This is a genomic window from Leifsonia sp. CL147 (assembly GCF_900114565.1).
GTDB lineage: Bacteria > Actinomycetota > Actinomycetes > Actinomycetales > Microbacteriaceae > Leifsonia.
The window spans coordinates 36688-57180 of the sequence record NZ_FOTM01000006.1; the positions used below are offsets into that span (position 1 = coordinate 36688).

The 20493-nt window shown below is 70.4% G+C and carries 21 protein-coding genes; 9 read left to right on the top strand and 12 right to left on the bottom strand.

The window, feature by feature from the left end:
- The first annotated feature begins 158 nt into the window (after nt 1–158).
- Nucleotides 159–2246, top strand: a complete 2088-nt coding sequence (locus tag BM287_RS07160) for a cell wall-binding repeat-containing protein (RefSeq protein ID WP_170857465.1) — start codon at nt 159–161, stop codon at nt 2244–2246.
- Between the two features lie 9 nt (nt 2247–2255).
- Here the strand turns inward: BM287_RS07160 and BM287_RS18055 are convergent, their stop codons facing one another.
- Complete coding sequence (locus BM287_RS18055; protein ID WP_244527996.1) at nt 2256–2726, bottom strand: hypothetical protein; 471 nt, start codon at nt 2724–2726, stop codon at nt 2256–2258.
- Nucleotides 2723–3118 carry a hypothetical protein gene (locus tag BM287_RS18060; protein WP_244527998.1) on the bottom strand — a complete coding sequence of 132 codons (396 nt, stop codon included), beginning with the start codon at nt 3116–3118 and terminating at the stop codon, nt 2723–2725. The genes BM287_RS18055 and BM287_RS18060 overlap by 4 nt, the downstream gene beginning before the upstream one ends.
- 140 nt (nt 3119–3258) lie before the next feature.
- Between BM287_RS18060 and BM287_RS07170 the strand changes: the two genes are divergently transcribed.
- Nucleotides 3259–3660: a DUF4307 domain-containing protein gene (locus tag BM287_RS07170; RefSeq protein WP_090037663.1), complete on the top strand. Its 402-nt coding sequence runs from the start codon at nt 3259–3261 to the stop codon at nt 3658–3660.
- Nucleotides 3661–3783: 123 nt separating this feature from the next.
- Complete coding sequence (greA, locus tag BM287_RS07175) at nt 3784–4275, top strand: transcription elongation factor GreA (RefSeq protein WP_090037810.1); 492 nt, start codon at nt 3784–3786, stop codon at nt 4273–4275.
- Between the two features lie 16 nt (nt 4276–4291).
- Here the strand turns inward: greA and BM287_RS07180 are convergent, their stop codons facing one another.
- Nucleotides 4292–5137 carry a PAQR family membrane homeostasis protein TrhA gene (locus BM287_RS07180; RefSeq protein ID WP_090037660.1) on the bottom strand — a complete coding sequence of 282 codons (846 nt, stop codon included), beginning with the start codon at nt 5135–5137 and terminating at the stop codon, nt 4292–4294.
- A 74-nt stretch (nt 5138–5211) separates the two neighbouring features.
- On the opposite strand from BM287_RS07180, the gene BM287_RS07185 reads away from it, so the two are divergent.
- From BM287_RS07185 to BM287_RS07195, 3 genes are all read left to right on the top strand, one after another.
- Nucleotides 5212–6009 carry an isoprenyl transferase gene (locus tag BM287_RS07185; RefSeq protein WP_090037657.1) on the top strand — a complete coding sequence of 266 codons (798 nt, stop codon included), beginning with the start codon at nt 5212–5214 and terminating at the stop codon, nt 6007–6009.
- 42 nt (nt 6010–6051) lie between these two features.
- Nucleotides 6052–7170 (top strand): aminotransferase class V-fold PLP-dependent enzyme, encoded by a 1119-nt coding sequence (locus tag BM287_RS07190; RefSeq protein WP_090037654.1) that lies wholly within the window; start codon nt 6052–6054, stop codon nt 7168–7170.
- 296 nt (nt 7171–7466) lie between these two features.
- A complete protein-coding gene (locus BM287_RS07195) occupies nt 7467–8831 on the top strand; it encodes a PhoH family protein (RefSeq protein ID WP_244528020.1) in 1365 nt (454 codons plus the stop codon).
- 107 nt (nt 8832–8938) lie between these two features.
- Here the strand turns inward: BM287_RS07195 and BM287_RS07200 are convergent, their stop codons facing one another.
- The 5 genes from BM287_RS07200 to xseA are packed head-to-tail and all read right to left on the bottom strand — an operon-like array spanning nt 8939 to nt 13273.
- Nucleotides 8939–10345: a class II fumarate hydratase gene (locus BM287_RS07200; protein ID WP_090037648.1), complete on the bottom strand. Its 1407-nt coding sequence runs from the start codon at nt 10343–10345 to the stop codon at nt 8939–8941.
- Between the two features lie 34 nt (nt 10346–10379).
- Entirely contained in the window at nt 10380–11012 is a 633-nt protein-coding gene (locus BM287_RS07205; protein WP_090037645.1) for a carbonic anhydrase, read from the bottom strand.
- Nucleotides 11012–11671, bottom strand: coding sequence for a DUF4245 domain-containing protein (locus tag BM287_RS07210; RefSeq protein WP_090037642.1), 660 nt, complete (start codon nt 11669–11671; stop codon nt 11012–11014). The genes BM287_RS07205 and BM287_RS07210 overlap by 1 nt, the downstream gene beginning before the upstream one ends.
- On the bottom strand, nt 11668–11937 hold the full coding sequence (locus tag BM287_RS07215; protein WP_090037639.1) for an exodeoxyribonuclease VII small subunit: 270 nt from the start codon (nt 11935–11937) through the stop codon (nt 11668–11670). Before BM287_RS07215 ends, BM287_RS07210 begins: the two co-directional genes overlap by 4 nt.
- A gap of 1 nt (nt 11938) precedes the next feature.
- A complete protein-coding gene (gene xseA, locus BM287_RS07220) occupies nt 11939–13273 on the bottom strand; it encodes an exodeoxyribonuclease VII large subunit (RefSeq protein WP_244528029.1) in 1335 nt (444 codons plus the stop codon).
- Nucleotides 13274–13405: 132 nt separating this feature from the next.
- Here xseA and BM287_RS07225 point away from each other — a divergent pair, with 132 nt between their 5' ends.
- On the top strand, nt 13406–14428 hold the full coding sequence (locus BM287_RS07225; protein WP_090037807.1) for a 4-hydroxy-3-methylbut-2-enyl diphosphate reductase: 1023 nt from the start codon (nt 13406–13408) through the stop codon (nt 14426–14428).
- 32 nt (nt 14429–14460) lie between these two features.
- On the opposite strand, the gene BM287_RS07230 is transcribed toward BM287_RS07225, so the two are convergent.
- A complete protein-coding gene (locus BM287_RS07230; RefSeq protein ID WP_090037636.1) occupies nt 14461–14844 on the bottom strand; it encodes a winged helix-turn-helix transcriptional regulator in 384 nt (127 codons plus the stop codon).
- Between the two features lie 92 nt (nt 14845–14936).
- Here BM287_RS07230 and BM287_RS07235 point away from each other — a divergent pair, with 92 nt between their 5' ends.
- Nucleotides 14937–15800 carry an SDR family oxidoreductase gene (locus BM287_RS07235; protein WP_090037633.1) on the top strand — a complete coding sequence of 288 codons (864 nt, stop codon included), beginning with the start codon at nt 14937–14939 and terminating at the stop codon, nt 15798–15800.
- Between the two features lie 22 nt (nt 15801–15822).
- On the opposite strand, the gene BM287_RS07240 is transcribed toward BM287_RS07235, so the two are convergent.
- Entirely contained in the window at nt 15823–16545 is a 723-nt protein-coding gene (locus tag BM287_RS07240; RefSeq protein WP_244528000.1) for a DUF6264 family protein, read from the bottom strand.
- An 80-nt stretch (nt 16546–16625) separates the two neighbouring features.
- Nucleotides 16626–17669, bottom strand: coding sequence for a class II fructose-bisphosphate aldolase (gene fbaA / locus BM287_RS07245; RefSeq protein WP_090037630.1), 1044 nt, complete (start codon nt 17667–17669; stop codon nt 16626–16628).
- Between the two features lie 226 nt (nt 17670–17895).
- On the opposite strand from fbaA, the gene glpX reads away from it, so the two are divergent.
- Complete coding sequence (gene glpX / locus BM287_RS07250; RefSeq protein WP_090037626.1) at nt 17896–18897, top strand: class II fructose-bisphosphatase; 1002 nt, start codon at nt 17896–17898, stop codon at nt 18895–18897.
- On the opposite strand, the gene rmuC is transcribed toward glpX, so the two are convergent.
- Nucleotides 18898–20307: a DNA recombination protein RmuC gene (rmuC, locus tag BM287_RS07255; protein ID WP_090037623.1), complete on the bottom strand. Its 1410-nt coding sequence runs from the start codon at nt 20305–20307 to the stop codon at nt 18898–18900.
- Nucleotides 20308–20493 lie beyond the last annotated feature (186 nt).

The following is a 20493-nucleotide window of genomic DNA, read 5'->3' on the forward strand; positions in this document are numbered from 1 at the left end:
GATGCAGCCAAAGGTCCCGATTGCCGCCTCCCCGCTTGCGCGCGCTCACTGCGCGCGCCATTTCCAGCCTGGCGCTCGTCGCGGCCGTGACCTCGTTGAGCGGCTTCTCGGTGCTTCCGGCCGCAATCCCTGCGACGGCGTCCGGCGATGTCCGCTCTGTGGCAACTGCATCGGCGGAGACGCCGACCGATAGCGCCGCACCGACGGATGCCGCCGTACCGACGGATACGCCGGCGCCGACGGATACGCCGACGCCCACCGACACGCCGGCGCCGACGGATACGCCGGCGCCGACGGATACGCCGGCACCGACGGATACCGCAGCGCCCACCGACACGCCGGCGCCCACGGACACGCCGGCGCCCACCGACACGCCGGTGCCGAGCACCTTCGCCGGCCCCCCTTCCCGCGTTCTGTACATCGCCATCCCTCACCCCGACGACGAGTTCGAGGCGGCCTCCTTCTACGCCAACAGACCCGACCTGTACAAGATGTTCGTCCTGATGACGCGCGGCGAGTCCACATACCATTGCGGGGCGGTCGGGTACGAGCTGAGCCTCCTCGGCGGCGCTGCACCGGCCGATCCGGCGCCTCTGGGGATGCACACCGCTTCCTGCGAGCGTGCCAGGCTCAATTCCTGGCTCGGTTACTTCTCTGCGATGTCCGCATCCGATCCGACGATGCCCGGTGCGTTCGGGCCGCCTGTCGTCACCCCACCCTTCCCGTCGCAGGGCGTGGCGCTCGCGCGCGAGCCCCGGGTGCCGGAAGACCGGCCGGCGATCGGTTCCGCGCCGCAGGCATCCGCGTCCCCCTCCGGACCCCCGACCTCACCGGCCACCGCGTCGCCCATTGGTTTGCCATTCACGGACACGACCGCACAGGTCTGGACCGACCGCCTCGGCCGCGGCGCCCTCGTCGACTTCGACCTGGGAGACGGCGACCTCACGCAGGCGAAGGTCGCGTGGGCGATGCGAACGGTCCTCGCCAACAGGGCGGCACTGGGCGTGGACACGACACTGCCCGACGCGGGAATCGTCTCCGCTTACAGCAACATCTCCGACAAGGACTGCTTCGTCTACACGCACGCCGATCACGCCGCTGTGGCCGACGCCCTCCGCAACACCGACTTCGGACTGCGCCTCCAGTCGGTCGCGACCTGCCGGACGGATCCGGGCGCAAGCGAGACGACCGCCGTGCCCGCGAACGTGCTGCACGGCGCCTTTCCCGCTGACGGTTCGGTCGGCGCTTTCGCCGCGAACTACGGCTGGCTGGACACGCCGGAGATCTCGCCCGCGAACCAGAGCTCGCTCTTCATGGGCATCCAGAGCTTCGATGTGCGGCACCAGCACCTCCCCAGCACCCGGATCAGCGGCGGTGACCGGTATGACACGGCGGTCGCGGTCTCTCGGGCCGCGTACCCCGGCAGCGCGCCGGTCGTCTACGTCGCATCGGGCGTCAACTACCCTGACGCGCTCTCCGCCGGCGCTGCTGCTGCGGCCCAGGGCGGACCGCTCCTGCTGACGTCCCCGGGCGGGCTGCCCGGCGTCGTCTCCGCTGAGATCGCCCGGCTCCATCCCGGCCGCATCGTCGTCGTGGGCGGAGTGAGCGCCGTCTCGCCCGCGGTGTCGGATGCGCTCTCGGTTCTCGCGCCGACCGTGGTGCGCCTGGCGGGGAGCGACCGCTACGACACCAGCCGGCGCGTCGCCCAGTACGCCTTCGCTGCGGGCCCTGTGCCGATCGCCTACGTCGCGAGCGGCTCCAGTTTTCCGGACGCACTATCGGCGACGGGAGCTGCGGGCAGCCAGGGCGGCCCCGTGCTGCTGACACCGGGCGGCGACGCGTCCGGCTCCGCTGTGGCCGCAACGCTGGGCACGCTGGCACCGAAGCGCATCGCGGTCGTCGGCGGCCCGAACGCGATTCCCTCCGGCCTCGATGCCGTGCTCCGGAGGATCGCACCCGTCCAGCGCCTGGCCGGCGGCGACCGCTTCGCCACGAACGCCGCAGTGGCCGCGTTCGCGTTCGCGAGCGCGCCGACGGCGCTGATCGCATCCGGGCTGAACTTCCCGGACGCGCTCACCGGAGCGGCGTGGGGAGGGACCGCGCACTTTCCGCTGCTGCTGACCAACGGCTCTTGTCTGGTCAAACCGGAAGCCGATCGGCTCCACACCCTGAGTGTCGACGCAACCACCATCGTCGGCGGCACGAGCGTCGTGAGCGACGGTGTCGGCCGGGGGAACGCCTGCTGACCTCGGGACTCAGGGGGCGACGGCCTGCTGGGCACCGCGGCTGTCCACCACGCGGGTCGCGTCCGGGCACGCCGCGCGCGCGGTCACCCCGAGGAGCTCGTTGGCCTTCTCCGGGGTGAGCGAGTACCCCTTCGTCTCGATCGCGACCAGCTGCGCATAGAAGTCGGTCGACATCTTCGGCGACCGGAGGGTGGCGCAGGTCAGCTCGGTGAACTCGCCGACCGTGTCTGCGGTCACGTCGTCGACGGTGGGGAGGGTGTGCACGTAGTCGAGGACTGCGGCGTCCGCCCGGGAGAGAGACGGGACGGGGCTGGGAGGAGTGGAGCCGCCGTGCGAGGTTCCCTCGGACGAAGCGGGGATACCGGACGCAGCGGACCGGAGATCGTTCGGGTGCTGCGTCACGGCGGCCACGATCACCGCGCCGGCGACGACCACGACGGCCGCCACGGCGGCGGCCAGGGCACCGGTCGTGCGCTTCATCGAGCCGGAGCGGGCGGCTGCTCGTCCCCGTCCGGCGTCTCCAGCCCCTCGGGACGCGCCTGTCGGGCGTCCGCCTGTCGGGCGTCCGCCTGTCCGGCGTCCGCCTGTCCGGCGTCCGCCTGTCCGGCGTCCGCCTGTCCGGCCTCCGTCTGTCCGGCCGCCGACTGTTCGGCGTCCAGCTTCTCCGCGATCTCCGCGCGGTACCGGACGCGGCGGATGCGGCGCACCATGTCGATCACGAGCAGCACGACCACCACAGCGAGAACGAAGGTGACGGCGAAGCCGACGACACCCGGCGTCACCGAGTCGTCGCTGGGTGCGCCCGACGGCGTCGGCGCGGGCGTCGCTGCCAGCCGTACCCAGGCGTGCAGAAGGGCGTCGGTCTCGGGCATCGCGGTCTCCACTTTCGCGTCGATCGGAGAACTGCGGCCGGCCGCTCGCGCGGCGGCATTCACAGCTTTCTCTCCTAGTCTGGTTTCAGCCTACCGTCGCCCGACGGGAGGCTCCCGAGCGGGAGGCGGAGCTGGACGGCATGACGGCGACCCCGACGCTCGATACCCGGTACGGCCGCACGCCACGACGCAAGCGGCGCGACCGCTGGCTGCTCGTCGGCGGCGCGCTCGCCGTGCTCGTGGTCGTCACCGCGTGGGTGTTCTGGGCCGGCTGGGACAACGACCAGGCCAACCTGGAGACGACAGACACCGCATACACGATCCCGGACGACCACCACGTCGACATCTCGTTCACGATCAACGCCCCCGTGGGGACTCCGGTGACCTGCGCCATCCAGGCCCTCAACGAGGACTTCGCGATCGTCGGCTGGCGCATCGTCCAGTACCCGGGTTCCGATACGCGTGTGACCACTCACACCGAGGCCATCCGCACCATCATGAAGCCCAACACGGGTTTGATCAACACCTGCTGGCTGACCTAGTATTGTGCGGATACGCCCCGGCCGTGGCCGGGGCGTCGACTTTAGCACCGGTACCGGATCGGCCTCTCAGCCACGGTGCTATCAACTGCAGTGGCGTCAGCCGCAGGCGCGAAGGAGTTCATCATGTCTCAGGAGTCTCAGGTCACGTTTCTGACCCAGGACGCGTACGACCGTCTCTCGGCCGAACTCGAGGAGCTCAGCGTCAACGGCCGTAACGAGATCGCGAAGCGCATCGAGGCGGCCCGGGAAGAGGGCGACCTCAAGGAGAACGGCGGCTATCACGCGGCCAAGGAGGAGCAGGGCAAGATCGAGGCCCGCATCGTCCAGCTCACCAACCTGCTGCGTCACGCCAGCGTCGGCGCGGCTCCCGAGAGCCACGGAGTCGTCGAGCCGGGGACCGTCATCACCGCCACGATCGCGGGTGACGAGAGCGTGTTCCTCATCGGCAACCGCGAGATCGCCTCCGGCACCGACCTTCCGGTCTACAGCGAGCAGAGCCCGCTCGGCGCGGCGATCCTCGACCTCAAGGTGGGCGACACGACCGAGTACACGGCGCCGAACGGCCGCCGCATCCCCGTCAAGATCGTCAAGGTCGACACCTACACCGGCCAGTGACTCAGCGGCCAGTGACTCAGCCCGCGTTGTAGGCGGGGTGGAGCGCGATCAGGAGGGTCGCGCTCCAGTGGCAGAGGAACGCCAGCACCGTCAGCGTGTGGAAGATCTCGTGGAAGCCGAAGCGCCCCGGGAACGGGTTGGGCCGCTTCATCCCGTAGATCACCGCGCCGATCGTGTAGAGCAGACCGCCGATCAGCACCAGGATCATCATGGCGACGTTGGCGTGCAGCAGGTCGACGACGTACGCCACGGCCGCCCATCCCAGCGCGACGTAGATCGGCACGTACAGCCAGCGCGGGGCTGAGATCCAGAAGACGCGGAAGCCGATGCCGATCAGCGCCCCCGCCCACACCAGCGAGAGCAGCAGGATGCCCTTGCTCGGCGGCAGCGCCAGCACGGCGAGCGGAGTGTAGGTCCCCGCGATGAGCAGGAAGATGTTGGCGTGGTCGATGCGCTTGAGCAGCACCTTCGTGCGCGGTCGCCAGTCGAAGCGGTGGTAGAGCGCCGAGTTTCCGAACAGCAGCATCGAGGTCAGCATGAACACGGCCGAGGCCCACTTCGCGGGCGCGCCGTGGGCGAGCACGATGAGGACGATGCCCGCGGCGATCGTGACCGGGAACGTCCCCGCGTGGATCCATCCGCGCCACGTTGGCCGGATGTCGGCCGGATGAGCGGGGGAGGCATCCAGCAGCGGGATATTGGGCAGTTCGGGACCGCCGTCACGCGCGTCGTGCTCGTCCGCCTGCACGGCGGCATCCGACGCATCCAGCGCGTTCTTCGGCTCGTTCAGGAACTCGGCGACGTCCTCCGGGTCGCCGTGATCCCCGGTGCTGCCGTGGCGCGGACTCTTTCGGGACGACATGGCCCCAGCGTAGGGGAACGGCGGTGCCGGGATGCTGTGAGCCGCGCCCGTGGTGCCCGCGCTAACGTAGCAGCGTGAGCAGACGACAGACCCCGGAGGGCCGGTTGCAGCCCAGCGGGCTGCTCTACGGTCTCTACCAGAAGCGGATCAAGCGCTCGCTCAACCGTGAGGCGCTTCCCAAGCACGTCGCCATGATCATCGACGGCAACCGGCGCTGGGCGCGGCAGGCGGGACTCAGCACGGTGGCGCACGGCCACCGGGCGGGAGCCGCCAAGATGCGCGAGTTCCTCGAGTGGTGCGACGAGCTCGGGATCGAGGTCGTCACCCTCTATCTCCTGTCCTCCGACAACCTGACGAACCGCGAGAGCGCGGAGCTCGGCGACCTCATCGAGATCATCGCGCAGCTGGCCGGCGACCTCTCCCGCTACGGCGACTGGAAGGTCAAGCACGTGGGCACGACGACCGGGCTCCCCCCTCGCCTGGTCGAGGCGCTGGCGGACGCCGAGAAGAGCACGACGGGCAACACGGGGATGCACATCAACCTCGCGGTCGGCTACGGCGGCCGCAAGGAGATCACGGATGCGATGCGCAGCATCGTGGCGGCGCACTCCGCCGAGGGCGGAAGCCTCGAGACGCTGGCCGACCTGCTCACGCCCGACCTGATCGGCGAGCACCTCTACACCGGAGGCCAGCCGGATCCCGATCTCGTCATCCGGACCTCCGGGGAGCAGAGGCTCAGCGACTTCATGCTGTGGCAGAGCGCGCACAGCGAGTTCTACTTCGTGGAGGCGCTCGGGCCGGACCTGCGCGAGGTCGACTTCCTCCGTGCCGTGCGCGACTACTCGCGTCGGCAGCGGCGGTTCGGCGGCTGAGCCGGTTCGGTGGCTGAGGACGGCATCCGGCAGAATCGACTGGTGACGACGGTCGAGGAGTACAGCAGCGGTTTCCGTGAAGAGCCCGGATATCTGGACTACGGAAGGGTCGGTCCGCTCTCGGCGACGGTTCGCGCCGAGACGATCGGGCAGTACGAGATCCTCTCCAAAGCGCGCCACGGCACCATCGAGCGGATGCGCGCGGAAGATCAGCGGGTGCGCGACGGCGTCAGCGCGCTCACGCGGTTCCCGGCCGACCAGGTCGTGTTCCAGCCGAACGCCTCCAGCGGCCTGCTGCACGCCGCCTTCGGTCTCACGGGCGGCGAGGTGCTCGTCGCGCTCTCGGAGTTCCCCTCGCTCACCTACGCGGCCGAGCGTGCGGCGCAGGCGCTCCGTGTCATCACGCCGACCTGGCTCGCGACCGACCAGGGCCGGGTGACGCCGTCGGGCATCCGGGAGCAGCTGACCGACAGCACGGTCGCGGTGATGGTCAGCCTGGTGGACTCGCGCACGGGCTACCTCGCGGACATCGACGGCATCCGCCAGATCATCGGCGACCGCCTCCTGATCGTGGACGCCATCCAGGGGTTCGGCGTGGTCGACGCGCCGTGGGAGGTCGCCGACGTCGTCGCATCGGGCGGCCAGAAGTGGATGCGCGCGGGCTGGGGCACCGGATTCCTCGCCCTCAGCGAGCGGGCACTCGACCATCTGACTCCCGTGTTCAGCGGCTGGACGGGCTCCGGCCCCGATCAGCCCTGGGACGAGGTGCGCGACCCGGTGCGCGGTGCGAGCGCCTTCTCGATCTCCAACCCCGATCCCATCGCCGAGGCGCGCTTCGCTGCGGCGCTGGAGGAGGTCGCGGCCGTCGGCGTCGGGGCGGTCGCGGCCGCTGTGGCGGACAACGCCGAGCGGATCCTCCAGCTGGCGGACGAGTTCGCCGTGCCGGTGGCCTCCTCGCGCAGCGGGAACGAGCGCGCCGGCATCGTCGTGCTGGAGCCGCTGCCCGAGCAGCTCACCGCGCTGAGCGCCTCCCTCCACAACCACGGCGTGACGGCGTCGGTGCGGGCGGCCAGCGTTCGCCTGAGCGTCCACGCCGGGACGACGGAGGAGACGTTCGACATGCTCCGGGCGGCATTCACGTCGTACGCGTCGGTCGCCTGAGCGCGGTTGGGCGATTGGGTGACCGCGGTTGGGCGCTTGGGCGACTGCGCGGCCGGGCGCCGCCGGCGCGCAGTCGCGGACTGCCGTCCCCTGCGCGTTCCCGAACGGGGGGCGAATGTTCACGCGCACGAAACACGACACGCGGCAAGCCGGTCGACCGGTGTCGGCGGCCGGGCGTAGGTTCGCGGTATCGGGCACCGCGCCCGATCGAGACGGCCACGTAAGTTCGTTTCGAAACCCAAGCGGCCGACTCGCCAGAGAGATCCGCCGGCTCCTGAGGGAGCGGCGGGGTGGGAGTGGTCGTGGCGGAATCAACAACCCGACAGGCAGCAACCCGGTCGAACGGCTCGGCGGCAGGCGCGGCGAAGACGAGTGAGCGCACGTACGTGCTCGACACGTCCGTCCTGCTCTCCGACCCGAAGGCCATCTTCCGGTTCGCGGAGCATGCTGTCGTCATCCCGGTCGTCGTGGTCAGCGAGCTGGAAGGCAAGCGCAACGACCCCGAGCTCGGGTACTTCGCGCGGCAGGCGCTGCGCAACCTCGATGACCTGCGGGTCGAGCACGAACGGCTCGACTTCCCGATCCCCGTCGGTGAGGGCGGATCCCTGCGAGTGGAGCTGAACCACTCCAGCATGTCGGTCCTGCCGAGCGGGATGCAGCTCGGCGACAACGACTCCCGCATCCTCGCCGTCGCCCTCAACCTCGCCAACGACGGTCTCGACGTCACGGTCGTCTCCAAGGACCTGCCGCTGCGGGTGAAGGCCGCCTCCATCGGGCTGGCGGCGGAGGAGTACCGGCACGAGCAGGTCGTCGACTCGGGATGGACGGGGCTCGCGGAGATCGACCTCGGCAGCGACCGGATGGCGTCCCTCTACGAAGACGAGTGGATGCGCACCGACGCGGTCGCCGGGCTTCCGGTGAACACCGGCCTCGTCATCCACTCGGACCGCGGCTCCGCCCTCGGGCGCGTGGTCGCGGAGGGCGAGGTCAAGCTCGTCCGCGGTGACCGCGATGTGTTCGGGCTGCACGGCCGCTCGGCGGAGCAGCGGCTCGCGATCGACCTGCTCCTCGATCCGGAGATCGGGATCCTGTCGCTGGGCGGACGCGCGGGAACCGGCAAGTCGGCCCTGGCCTTGTGCGCCGGATTGGAAGCGGTGCTGGAGCGCCGGCAGCACAAGAAGATCATGGTGTTCCGTCCGCTGTACGCGGTCGGCGGCCAGGAGCTCGGCTACCTGCCCGGCGACCAGGGCGAGAAGATGAATCCCTGGGGCCAGGCGGTGTTCGACACGCTCGGCGCTCTGGTGTCGCAGAACGTGCTCGACGAGGTGCTCGACCGCGGCATCCTCGAGGTGCTGCCGCTCACGCACATCCGCGGCCGCTCGCTGCACGACGCCTTCGTGATCGTGGATGAGGCGCAGTCGCTGGAGCGCAATGTGCTGCTGACGGTGCTGAGCCGCATCGGGCAGAACTCGCGGGTCGTGCTCACGCACGATGTGGCGCAGCGCGACAACCTCCGCGTCGGCCGCCACGACGGCGTCGCCAGCGTGATCGAGACGCTGAAGGGCCACCCGCTCTTCGCCCACGTCACGCTCACCCGCTCGGAACGCTCCGCGATCGCCGCCCTCGTCACCGAGATGCTGGAGGCCAACGAGCTCGCCTGACCCGCTGCCCGGTACGCCCCACCATCGAGTACACAAAGACTGCACGCGGAGAGCGTTCTCCGCGTGCAGTCTTTGTGTACTCGACGGTGGGGCTGTGCGCGGGCGGGTCAGCCGGGGTGGGTCATGGAGAGGACGTCGAGGGCCGTGTCGAGCTGCTCGAGGGTGACTTCGCCGCGCTCGACGAAGCCGAGGTCGATGACCGCCTCCCGTACGGTGATGCCCTTCGCGACCGCGTGCTTGGCGACCTTCGCGGCCGACTCGTAGCCGATCACCCGGTTGAGCGGGGTCACGATCGACGGGCTCGACTCCGCGAAGGCGCGGGCGCGCTCGAGGTTGGCCTCGAGGCCCCGGACCGTCTTGTCGGCGAGCACGCGGCTCGACTGGGTGAGCAGACGGATGGACTCCAGCAGCGCGGTTCCCATCACCGGGATGGCCACGTTCAGCTCGAAGAGACCGGACGCGCCGCTCCACGCGATCGTCGCGTCGTTCCCGACGACGCGCGCGGCGACCATCAGCACGGCCTCCGGGATGACCGGGTTCACCTTGCCGGGCATGATCGAGGATCCCGGCTGCAGGTCCGGGATGTGCAGCTCGCCGAGACCCGTGTTCGGGCCCGAGCCCATCCAGCGCAGGTCGTTGGAGATCTTCGTCAGCGAGACGGCGATGGTCCGCAGGGCGCCGGACGCCTCGACCAGCGCATCCCGGTTGGCCTGCGCCTCGAAGTGGTTGCGCGCCTCCGTGATCGGAAGCTCGGTCTCGGCCGTCAGCAGCTCGATGACGAGCTGGGGGAAGCCGAGGGGCGTGTTGATGCCGGTGCCCACGGCGGTCCCGCCGAGGGGCACCTCCGCGACGCGGGGGAGTGCTGCCCGGATCCGCTCGATGCCGTAGCGCACCTGCGCGGCGTAGCCGCCGAACTCCTGCCCGAGGGTGACCGGCGTCGCATCCATCAGGTGCGTGCGGCCGCTCTTGACCGCCTCCGCCCACAGCTCCGCCTTCTCCTCCAGCGCCACCGCGAGGTGGTCGAGTGCCGGGATGAGGTCGTCGATGAGCGCGCCGGTGACCGCGATGTGCACCGAGGTCGGGAAGACGTCGTTCGAGGACTGCGACGCGTTCACGTGGTCGTTCGGGTGCACGGGACGGCCGAGCCGCCCGGACGCGAGAGTCGCCAGCACCTCGTTCATGTTCATGTTCGACGAGGTGCCCGACCCGGTCTGGTAGACGTCGATGGGGAACTCCGCGTCGTGGGCGCCGGAGGCGACCTCGTCGGCGGCCGACGCGATGGCGTCCGCCACCTCCTGGTCGAGGACGCCCAAGCGGGCGTTCGCGAGCGCGGCCGACTTCTTGATCCGCGCCAGCGCGGCGATCTGCGCCGGCTCGAGCACGGAGCCCGAGATCGGGAAGTTCTCGACGGCACGCTGGGTCTGCGCGCCGTACAGGGCGTCCTTCGGGACGCGCACCTCGCCCATCGTGTCGTGTTCGATGCGGTACTCGGCGTCAGCCTGGGTGTCCACCACGGTGTGTTCTTCCTTTCTGTTTGCGGGGGCCGGGTCAGTCGCTCAGGCCGACGACGACGTCGGGGACCGCCCGGCCCTCCGCGAGCCGGTAGTTGGCGCCGACGATGCCGAGAGTGTTCTCGGCGACCGCGGACGCGATGATCTCGGACCGCGCGAGCAGCTCGGAGACGGTGTCGCGCAGATGCTCCCGCCCGACCGCGGACGCGTCGACCACGCGCGGGTCGACCGCACCGGGACCTGTGACGCGGTGGACCGCAGGTACGATCGGCGCGATCAGGTCGGCGATGTGCGGCGGAAGCGGCTCGGCGTCGGCTGCCTGCGAGGCGATCGCCGAGGCGACCGCCCCGCAGCTGTCGTGCCCGAGCACGAGGATGAGGGGGATGTGCAGGACGGCCACCGCGTACTCCAGCGAACCGAGCACCGAGCCGGACACGACCTGACCGGCGTTGCGGATGACGAACGCATCGCCCAGCCCGAGGTCGAAGATGATCTCCGCAGCCAGGCGCGAGTCGGAGCAGCCGAAGATGGCCACGACGGGCTCCTGACCGCCGGCGACCGACTCGCGGCGGGTCACATCCTGGTGGGGATGCTGCGGCTCGCCCGCGATGAAGCGGGCGTTGCCCTCGAGCAAGGCGGTCCAGATCTTTCCGGGGCGTGTGGTGGGCACTACTTTCCTCCTCCGAGTGAATGGATCTGGCCGACGAGCGACGACGCCACCGTACGGAACTCGGTGTCGTCCGCCGTGCCGGACAGGATGACCGTGCTGTCGCCCGCGTGAGCGACCAGGGCGTAGTCGACGTTGCCGTCGTCCGAGCCCGAGGCGCGATGGTCGTAGACGTCCCACCTGATTCCGTCGATGTCGCGCGTCCCCGTGATGACCGACTTCGCGACCTGGTCGGAAACCCAGCTGTCGTTGGCGCCGAAGCCCTGCGTGACGCCGATGAACTGCTGCTTCGGGGTGATCAGGCCGATGTACCAGGAGTCGACCCTGTCGGCGGTCTTGGTGCGCAGCTCCGCGTTGTTCGACGTCCAGCCGGAGGGGAGCTTCGGCACGAGGAGCGGATCCGGTTCGCTGCCCTGTGCCTGCTGGGCTGCGGCCGCGTAGTCGACGGCGGGCCGGGTGGCCGACGGGTTGCCGCGCGGCACGACGAGGACGATGACCGCCACGAGCGCGAGCGTCGCGATGAGGGAGTAGACGAGGTTGTTGATCGTCTGCCGGTTGCGATGGTTCGCCGAGTTCTCCGCCTTGCGGGCGGCGGTCTCCTCCGGCGTCTCCGGGCGGCCGAGCTCGGCGACGACCGCAGGCGGCTTGGTGCGAGGGCTCATTCGCTCGCGGCTTCTGACACGCTCTGCGACGTGGCGGCGCCGGCTCGCGCCGCATCCAGCCGTGCCTTCGCGCCGATCAGCCATTCCTCGCAGTGCCGGGCCAGTGCTTCGCCGCGCTCCCACAGGGCGATGGACTCCTCGAGGGTCGACGTGCCCTGCTCCAGCTCGGTGACGACGCGGATCAGCTCGTCGCGCGCCTCCTCGTAGCTCAGCGCGCTGAGCGGATCCCCCGCGGGGGACGTCTCGGAAGTGGGCATGACATCCATTCTATTTGGCCCGCTGAGGGTCCGCTGGAGCCTCTGAATGTACGTCGGTCTGTGGAGGAACGTCAGCCTGTGGAGGAACGTCAGCCTGTGGACGGGTCGCGGACTGTGGAGGGACGGCCGGCGAGGGCAGTTCGTCTCCCGCGGTCGCGGCGAACGAGCCGCCGGAGACCGTGAGGCGCAGGGAGGTGCCCGCCGGCGCCTCCGCCGGCTCGGTCACCACGTGCCCGGCCGCCGTCTGCACGATGGCGTAGCCGCGGTCGAGGGTGCCCTGCGGGGAGAGCGCCCGCAACTGCCCGCGCAGCTCTGCGACGCGGGTGGTCTCGCGGTCGACGCACCGGCCGACCAGCTCCGTCCCCCGGGAGACGTACCGTGTGAGCTCCTGGGCACGCGCATCCACGATCCACCCGGGGGAGGCGAGGACGGGACGTGTGCGCAGGTGCCCGATCCGGTCGATCTCGTGTGCGATGAGGTGGGTGACGCGCATCCCGATCCGGGCGCGCGCCTGCTGCACGCGCGCCAGCTCCTCGGCGACATCCGGCACGACCCGCTTCGCCGCATCGGTGGGGGTGGAGGCGCGCAGGTCGGCCACCTCGTCGAGGAGCGGACGGTCGGCCTCGTGCCCGATGGCACTGACGATGGGCGTGAGGGCCGCCGCCGCCGCGCGCACCAGTCGCTCGTCGCTGAAGCCGAGGAGGTTCTGGAAGTCGCCGCCGCCCCGGGCGACGATGATGACCTCGACCTCGGGGTCCGCATCCAGCGTCCGGATGGCGGAGATGACCTCGGCGACCGTCCGCTCGCCCTGCACCGCCGCGTGCACCACGCGGAACCGCACCTGCGGCCAGCGGAGCTGCGCGTTGCGCAGCACATCCTTCTCGGCGTCCGAGTCCTTGCCCGTCACGAGGCCGATGGTGTGCGGCAGGAAGGGGAGGCGCTTCTTGCGGTCGGGCCCGAACAGCCCCTCGGCGGCGAGCTGCTGCCGCAGCCGCTCCAGCCGCTCGAGCAGGTCGCCGAGGCCGACGTGCTTCATGTCGTAGACCTGCATGGTCAGGGTGCCGCCCTTGACCCAGAAGTTCGGCTTGATCGCCGCGACCACGCGGTCGCCCTGCTTCAGATCGGCCGGGATGCGCGCCTTCACGGACGACCAGATCGTGAAGCTGATCGTGGCGTCCTCGTCGAGGTCCTTGAGCTTGCCGTAGACGTTGCCCCCGGAGGTGCCCCACTGCGTGATCTCGCCCTCGACCCAAGCAGTGCCGAGCCGCTCGATCCATCCCTTGATCTTGTTGTTGAGCAGGGCGACCGGCCACGGCGCGTCGACGGTCGGGGGAGCCGGCTGCATGGTGACGGTCGAGGGCTGTGCGGTGCCGCTGTCGGCGACCTGAGTCACAAGCGCCCTCCCATTCCGTCTCCAGTGTGCTCACGTAGGATCGATCGGGTGAGCGACACAACCATCAGCCTCCCGATTCCCCGCATGCCGGGGGTGAGGGGACGGCTTCAGGATAACCCGGTCCTCGGACATAAGCGGGTGCTGCTGGCCGCTCCCCGCGGCTACTGCGCCGGTGTGGACCGCGCGGTCGTGGCTGTGGAGAAGGCGCTCGAGCTGTACGGCGCGCCGGTCTACGTGCGCAAGCAGATCGTCCACAACGTGCACGTCGTGTCCGAGCTGGAGCGGCAGGGCGCGATCTTCGTCGACGAGGTGGATGAGGTCCCGCCCGGGGCGCACGTCGTCTTCTCGGCGCACGGGGTGTCGCCGGCGGTCGTGAGTGCCGCTGCCGACCGCGGCCTGCTCGCGATCGACGCGACCTGCCCGCTCGTCACCAAGGTGCACCGCGAGGCCGTGCGGTTCGCGCGCGACGACTTCGAGATCCTGCTCATCGGCCACGCCGGCCACGAAGAGGTCGAGGGCACGGCGGGCGAAGCGCCCGAGCACGTGACCCTCGTGAACGGCCCGGACGACGTGGATTCGATCGTCGTGAAGGACCCGGAGAAGGTCGTCTGGCTGTCCCAGACCACGCTCTCGGTGGACGAGACGATGGAGACGGTGCGCCGTCTCCGCGAGCGCTTCCCGCTCCTTCAGGACCCGCCGAGCGACGACATCTGCTACGCGACGCAGAACCGCCAGGTGGCCATCAAGAAGGTCGCCGAGCAGGCCGACCTCGTCATCGTCGTCGGCTCGGCCAACTCCTCCAACTCGGTCCGCCTGGTGGAGGTCGCCCTCGAGTACGGCGCGTCGGCGGCGTACCGCGTCGACTATGCGAGCGAGATCAAGCAGGAGTGGCTGGACGGCGTCGCCTCCGTCGGTGTGACGAGCGGCGCGTCCGTTCCCGAGGTGCTCGTGCAGGAGGTGCTGGACGACCTCGCCGGTGCCGGCTACCGCGACGTGGAGCAGGTCAAGACGGCCGAGGAGGACCTCATGTTCTCGCTGCCGAAGGAGCTCCGCAAGGACATCACCGGCAAGCAGGACGCGCGGGCGCTCGGCGGCCGCGTGCACTGAGCGCGGCGGATCCCCGCCTCAGCCCTCAGCCCTCAGCTCGGGCGCGAGGTCCCGCTGAGGATGTCGTCGGCGTTGTCCGAGATCCACTCCATCAGGGGCATCAGGTGGGTGGTCACGTCCCGGCCGCGCTCGGTCAGGCTGTAGTCGACCCGTGGCGGGACGGTCGGCTGAGCGGTGCGCAGGACGAAGCCGTCCTTTTCGAGGGTCCGGAGCGTCTGGGCCAGCATCTTCTCGCTGATGCCCTGCACCGTGCGACGCAGCTCACCCCAGCGCAGGTCGCTCTGCGAGAGCGCGACGAGGATGAGGACGCCCCAGGTGCTGGTGATGTGATTGAGCACGATGCGGCTCGGGCACTCCGAGGGGAGCACGCCATCGGTGAAGCCGTGCCCGTTCAACGCCTGAATTCCGGTGTCCACGTCAGTAGCTTACCAAAAAGTGGGTACCTCCCCTCGGGAAGTATTGTGCGAGCCTGCCGGTTGCCGACCATGAACAACCGAAAGGAACCCACATGACCATTGTCATCACCGGCGCGACCGGGCAGCTCGGCCGTCTCGTCATCGAGTCCCTCCTCGAGCGCGGAATCCCCGCCTCCGATCTTCGCGCTCTGGGGCGCAACGCCGACCGGCTCGCCTCCTTCGCGGCGCAGGGCATCGACACCCGGGTCATCGACTTCGCGCAGCCCGAGACTCTGGATGCGGCGTTCAGCGGCGCCGACGCCCTCCTTCTCGTGTCCGGCTCGGAGGTCGGCCAGCGGCTGCAGCAGCACCGCAACGCGATCGACGCGGCCGTCCGCGCCGGAGTCGGCCGCGTGGTCTACACCAGTGCGTCGAAGGCGACGGACACCGACCTGGTGGTCGCTCCCGAGCACGCCGAGACGGAGCGGTTGCTCGCCGCGTCCGGCCTGCCGGTCACGGTGCTGCGCAACAACTGGTACACCGAGAACTACCTCGGCACCCTCGACACCGCGGCCGCGACCGGCGAGATCGTGGCAAGCGCGGGAGAGGGCCGCGTCGCCAGCGCCACGCGGGCCGACTACGCCGAAGCGGCCGCCGTCGTCCTCACCACGCCGGGCCACGAGGGCGCCGTGTACGAGCTGAGCGGCGACACCGCGTGGACCTTCGCCGACCTGGCCGAGGTGGCCAGCGAGCTCCTCGGCCGCGAGGTCGTCTACCGGTCGGTGACCCCGGAGGAGCACGGCAGCATCCTGACCGGGGTGGGCCTGGACGCCGGCACCGCCGGTTTCGTGGTCGCGCTCGACGGCAACATCAGGGATGGAGCGCTTGCAGAGGCCACGCCGACGCTGCGGGAGCTGATCGGCCGGCCGACGACGCCTCTGGCGGACGGGCTGGCGCAGGCGCGCGCGGCGGCCTGAACCTGGGGTCACCCCGCCGGCGCTATGGCGTCGGGGTCGATGCCGGCGTCGGCGGGATCGTCGGCGTCGGCGGGGTCGTCGGCGTCGGCGGGGTCGTCGGGGTCGTCGGCGTCGTCGCCGGCGGGGTGACGCCGCTGTAGAAGCTCAGCAGAGCGGGGTCCGTGGCAAGCACCGCGCCCGAGAAGATCAGCAGCACCGTCATCGCGACGATCCCGGCGACGAGCGGCACCCAGAACGCCAGGCGGCGCTTCATGAGCAGCCACGCGGCGATCACGGCCGAGGCCGCCCAGACGGCGCCCAGGATGATCGAGCCGATGAGGATCAGCGTGCCGACGATCGGAGCGGGCGTGTAGTCGCCGAGGTCGTTCGTGGTGTGCAGCAGCTGCATGGATGCGGGGATCGCCTGCAGCGCGGCGATCGAGTACAGCATCCCGAAGAAGCCGAAGACCGCGAGCATGACGGTGAGCGTCACGTTCCAGGTGGGCACGGGCCGGGCCGTCGGGCTCGACTGACCGCCCGGGGCCGGATGACCGGCCGGACCCGGATGCGGCGCGCCGCCCGGCTGCGACTCGCCGAAACGGGGAAGCGCACCTGCCGGCGCCTCCGACGGCTCGTCGTGCGGCGCCGGACGCGAAGTGTCGAGCCGGTCGGCGTCGGCCGGCGGATGCCACACCCAGCCCGGTGGGGCCAGCTCGCCGTACTTCGGCCGCGGCCGGTCGTCCGGCTGCGGTTCCTGCTCGGCCATCGCGGCCGCCTCCTCGCTGATGCTGGTGCGGGTGCTGGTGGGAGGGCGACGGCGCGTCCGGCGACCGCCGCCCGTGACCACTACTTCCCGGAGTGACCCGCCGAGCCGAGCTGCTGGGTGGCCTCGACGACGCGGGCCGCCATGGCCGACTCGGCGACCTTGCCCCACGCGCGCGGGTCGTACAGCTTCTTGTTGCCGACCTCGCCGTCGATCTTCAGCACGCCGTCGTAGTTGCTCAACATGTAGCCGGCGATCGAACGGGTGAACGCGTACTGGGTGTCCGTGTCGATGTTCATCTTCACGACACCGTTGCGGACGGCCTCCGCGATCTCCTCGTCCGTCGAGCCGGAGCCGCCGTGGAAGACGAGGTCGAGCGGCTTGGGGCTGTTGCCGTTCGTTGCTGTTAATCCATACCGTGCGGCGAGCCCGTCCTGGATCTCCTTGAGCAGCTCCGGACGCAGCTTGACGTTCCCCGGCTTGTACACACCGTGCACGTTTCCGAAGGTGAGGGCGGCCATGTAGCGGCCCTTCTCGCCGAAGCCGAGCGCCTCCACGGTCTGGATGGCGTCGTCGAGCGTCGTGTAGAGGTGCTCGTTGATCTCGTGGCTGACGCCGTCCTCCTCGCCGCCCACGACGCCGATCTCGACCTCGAGGATCGCGTTGATGGCCTGCGTGCGCTTCAGCATCTGCTGCGCGATCTCGAGGTTCTCGGCGAGCGGCACGGCGGAGCCGTCCCACATGTGCGACTGGAAGATCGGGTTGCGGCCGGCCTTCACCTCCTCCTCGGAGGCGGCGATGAGCGGCAGCACGAAGTCGTCGAGGGCGTTCTTCGGGCAGTGGTCGGTGTGGAGCGCCACCGTGACGGGGTAGTTCTTGGCGACCTCGGTCGCGAAGCGGGCGAAGGCGAGTGCGCCGGTCGCGCGGGCCTTGACGGTCTGGCCCGCGAAGTAGTCGGCGCCACCGGTGGTGACCTGGATGATGCCGTCGCTGCCCGCCTCGGTCAGCCCCTGCAGCACCGCGTTGATGGTCTGCGACGACGACACGTTGAACGCGGGATAGGCGAATCCGCCGGCCTTCGCTTTGTCGAGCATCTCTGCATACTGGTCCGGCGTGGCGATGGGCATTACAGCTCCTAGGGATGTGGGTGTCGAACGCCCTCATCATACCGAGGCGCCCTCGGCGCCGACCCAGCCGGCGGCGCACAGGGGCTGGCCTGTGGACGTTCGTGCACATCCCGTCGCGCTCGGGGTCCCGCGTGGAGGGCCGGTCGATACACTGACAGCGTCCGGCTGCGGCGATACGGCGCCGGAATCGACGACGACGTTCCGAATCCGTCCGGGAGGACCCATCATGACCATCAGCGACATCGCCACGAACTACCACCAGCCCGACCGGAACCTCGCGATGGAGCTGGTGCGGGCGACGGAGGCGGCGGCGATCCGGGCGACACCGTGGATCGGGCGCGGCGACAAGAACGCGGCCGACGGCGCCGCAGTGGATGCGATGCGCAAGTTCCTCGGGACGGTCAACTTCGACGGCGTGATCGTGATCGGCGAGGGCGAGAAGGACAACGCGCCCATGCTGTTCAACGGCGAGCACGTCGGCAACGGTCGCGGGCCGTCGGTGGACATCGCGGTGGACCCGATCGACGGGACGTCGCTGACCGCGGCCGGCCGCCAGAACGCGCTGTCGGTGATCGCGGTCTCCGACCGCGGCACCATGCTGGATGCGTCGTCCGTCTTCTACATGTCGAAGATCGTGACCGGGCCGGAGGGCCGCGGGGTGGTGGACCTGTCGCAGTCGATCGGGGACAACATCCGCGAGCTGGCGAAGGCGAAGGGCAAGCCCGTGGGCGAGATCCGGGTGGCTGTGCTGGATCGGCCGCGTCACGAGGGCCTGATCGAGGAGATCCGGGCGGCGGGTGCGGGAACGCGCCTCATGCTGGACGGCGACGTGGCCGGCGGCATCAACGCGGCCCGTTACGAGTCGCGCATCGACCTCTGCGTCGGCATCGGCGGGAGCCCGGAGGGCATCACGACGGCCTGCGCGATCAAGGCGCTGGGCGGCTTCATGCAGGGGCGGCTGGCGCCGAAGGACGACGCGGAGCGCGCCGCCGGGATCGCCGCCGGGCTCGAGATGGACCGGATCTACGGCGCCGACGACCTGGTGAAGGGGGACAACACCTTCTTCGTCGCGACAGGCGTCACGGACGGCGGCCTGGTCGAGGGCGTGCGCCGGAAGGGGCCGATCATCCGCACCGAGTCGATCGTGCTGCGCTCCAAGTCGGGAACCGTGCGCCGGGTGCTGGCCGACCACCTCGCCGAGAAGTGGCTGGAGCCCGACCAGCTCTGATCACGCCACGCCGGGCTCGCGCTCGGCATCGCGCTCGGTCTCGATCGCGTGAGCCCGCTCCTTCTCTTCGATCGCGAGCTTGTCGATCCCGTGCAGGTCGCGCGGCTCGAGCTCGCTGACGAGTTCGAAGGCGGTCAGCTCGCGGGGTGCTTCCTCGATGCCGTCGATCACGCCGATGACCTTCGACTCGTCGAGCGCGTTGAGCTTGCGGGCCGCGGGGAACACCTGACGTTCGAACGACCCGACGAAGCCGTTGTAGTCCTTGACGGTCCGCTCGAGGGACCGGCCCAGCTTCTCGATGTGGCCGGCGGTGGTCGAGAGGCGGCTGTACAGGGTTCGGCTGAGGTCGAACAGCTGCTTGGCCTCCTGGGTCAGCACGTCCTGCTGCCAGCTGAACGCCACCGTCTTGAGGACCGACCACAGCGTCACCGGAGAGGCGAGCGCCACCCGCTTGCCGAAGGCGAACTCCATGATCGAGGGGTCGGCCTCGAGCGCCGACGACACCAGCGATTCGCTCGGGATGAAGGCGATCACCAGCTCGGGCGACGACTCCAGCCCGGTCCAGTACGCCTTGCTGCCGAGCGCCGTGATGTGGTCGCGCACGGCCTTCACGTGCTGCTTGAGGAGGGCTTCCCGCTGCGCGCCCTCTGTCCCGGTCGCCGTCGCGGGGATCTGGCTCGCCTCCAGGTAGGCGTTGAACGGGACCTTGGCATCGAGGGCGATGTTCTTGCCACCGGGAAGGCGCACGATCATGTCCGGCCGGCCGGCCCCCGACTCCGAGTGGATGCTCGACTGCACGTCGAAGTCCACGCGCTCCAGGAGACCCGCGGCCTCCACGACGCTCCGCAGCTGCGTCTCGCCCCACACGCCGCGCGTGCTGTTCGAGCGCAGGGCCGACGCCAGCGACTCGGCGGTGCTGCGCAGGCGTTCCTCCGACTCCGCGGCCGACCGCAGCTGCTGAGCGAGCTGGCCGTGCTGCTGGTTGCGCTGCGTCTCAAGCTCGACCACCTTCCGCTGCATGTCGGTGAGGCTCTCGCGCACCGGAGCCAGAGCCTGGAGCACCTTGCTCTCGGTGCGCTCCCGCTCTGCGCGCTGCTCTGCTTCGGCGCGATGCCGCTCGATCGCCTCCCGGTACTGCTCCTGCGCCGCACGCACCTGCTCCTGCAGGGCGTCGACACGACCATGCGCTGCGGACAGGTCGGCGCGGATCTCCGCCTGCACCGCCACCTCCGCCGCCCGGGCCTCGGCCAGCTCGGCCTGGTGCCGTGCCGCAAGCACGGCGGGGTCGAGCTGGGGCGCCTGGTCGGCCGGCGTCCGCGAGCGGATGAGCCGGGCGACGGCGAATCCCGCGCCGGAGGCACCGGCGATGAGCCCGATCAGGAGGCCGAAGAGCAGCGCGAGGATGTCCATGCCCTCAGTGTGTCAGCGCCCACCGACAGTCGGCGCTCCCGCGCCGCGCGAGTCCCGGCGGGTGGCGAGGAGTGAGTCGGGCGGGCGGGCGCGCCGGTGGGCGGGCCGGCGCGCGGGCCGGCGCGGGCGGGCCGCCGCGGGCGGGCCGGTGGGCGGGCCGGTGCGGGCCGGTGCGGGCGGGCCGGT

Coding starts and splice junctions, on each gene's coding strand:
- BM287_RS07240 (WP_244528000.1), bottom strand. CDS start 16,545: ATGGCCGAGCAGGAACCGCAGCCGGACGACCGGCCGCGGCCGAAGTAC.
- BM287_RS07215 (WP_090037639.1), bottom strand. CDS start 11,937: ATGGATGTCATGCCCACTTCCGAGACGTCCCCCGCGGGGGATCCGCTC.
- greA (WP_090037810.1), top strand. CDS start 3,784: ATGTCTCAGGAGTCTCAGGTCACGTTTCTGACCCAGGACGCGTACGAC.
- BM287_RS18055 (WP_244527996.1), bottom strand. CDS start 2,726: ATGAAGCGCACGACCGGTGCCCTGGCCGCCGCCGTGGCGGCCGTCGTG.
- BM287_RS07235 (WP_090037633.1), top strand. CDS start 14,937: ATGACCATTGTCATCACCGGCGCGACCGGGCAGCTCGGCCGTCTCGTC.
- glpX (WP_090037626.1), top strand. CDS start 17,896: ATGACCATCAGCGACATCGCCACGAACTACCACCAGCCCGACCGGAAC.
- BM287_RS07225 (WP_090037807.1), top strand. CDS start 13,406: ATGCCGGGGGTGAGGGGACGGCTTCAGGATAACCCGGTCCTCGGACAT.
- BM287_RS07170 (WP_090037663.1), top strand. CDS start 3,259: ATGACGGCGACCCCGACGCTCGATACCCGGTACGGCCGCACGCCACGA.
- BM287_RS07180 (WP_090037660.1), bottom strand. CDS start 5,137: ATGTCGTCCCGAAAGAGTCCGCGCCACGGCAGCACCGGGGATCACGGC.
- BM287_RS07210 (WP_090037642.1), bottom strand. CDS start 11,671: ATGAGCCCTCGCACCAAGCCGCCTGCGGTCGTCGCCGAGCTCGGCCGC.
- fbaA (WP_090037630.1), bottom strand. CDS start 17,669: ATGCCCATCGCCACGCCGGACCAGTATGCAGAGATGCTCGACAAAGCG.
- rmuC (WP_090037623.1), bottom strand. CDS start 20,307: ATGGACATCCTCGCGCTGCTCTTCGGCCTCCTGATCGGGCTCATCGCC.
- xseA (WP_244528029.1), bottom strand. CDS start 13,273: ATGCAGCCGGCTCCCCCGACCGTCGACGCGCCGTGGCCGGTCGCCCTG.
- BM287_RS18060 (WP_244527998.1), bottom strand. CDS start 3,118: ATGCCCGAGACCGACGCCCTTCTGCACGCCTGGGTACGGCTGGCAGCG.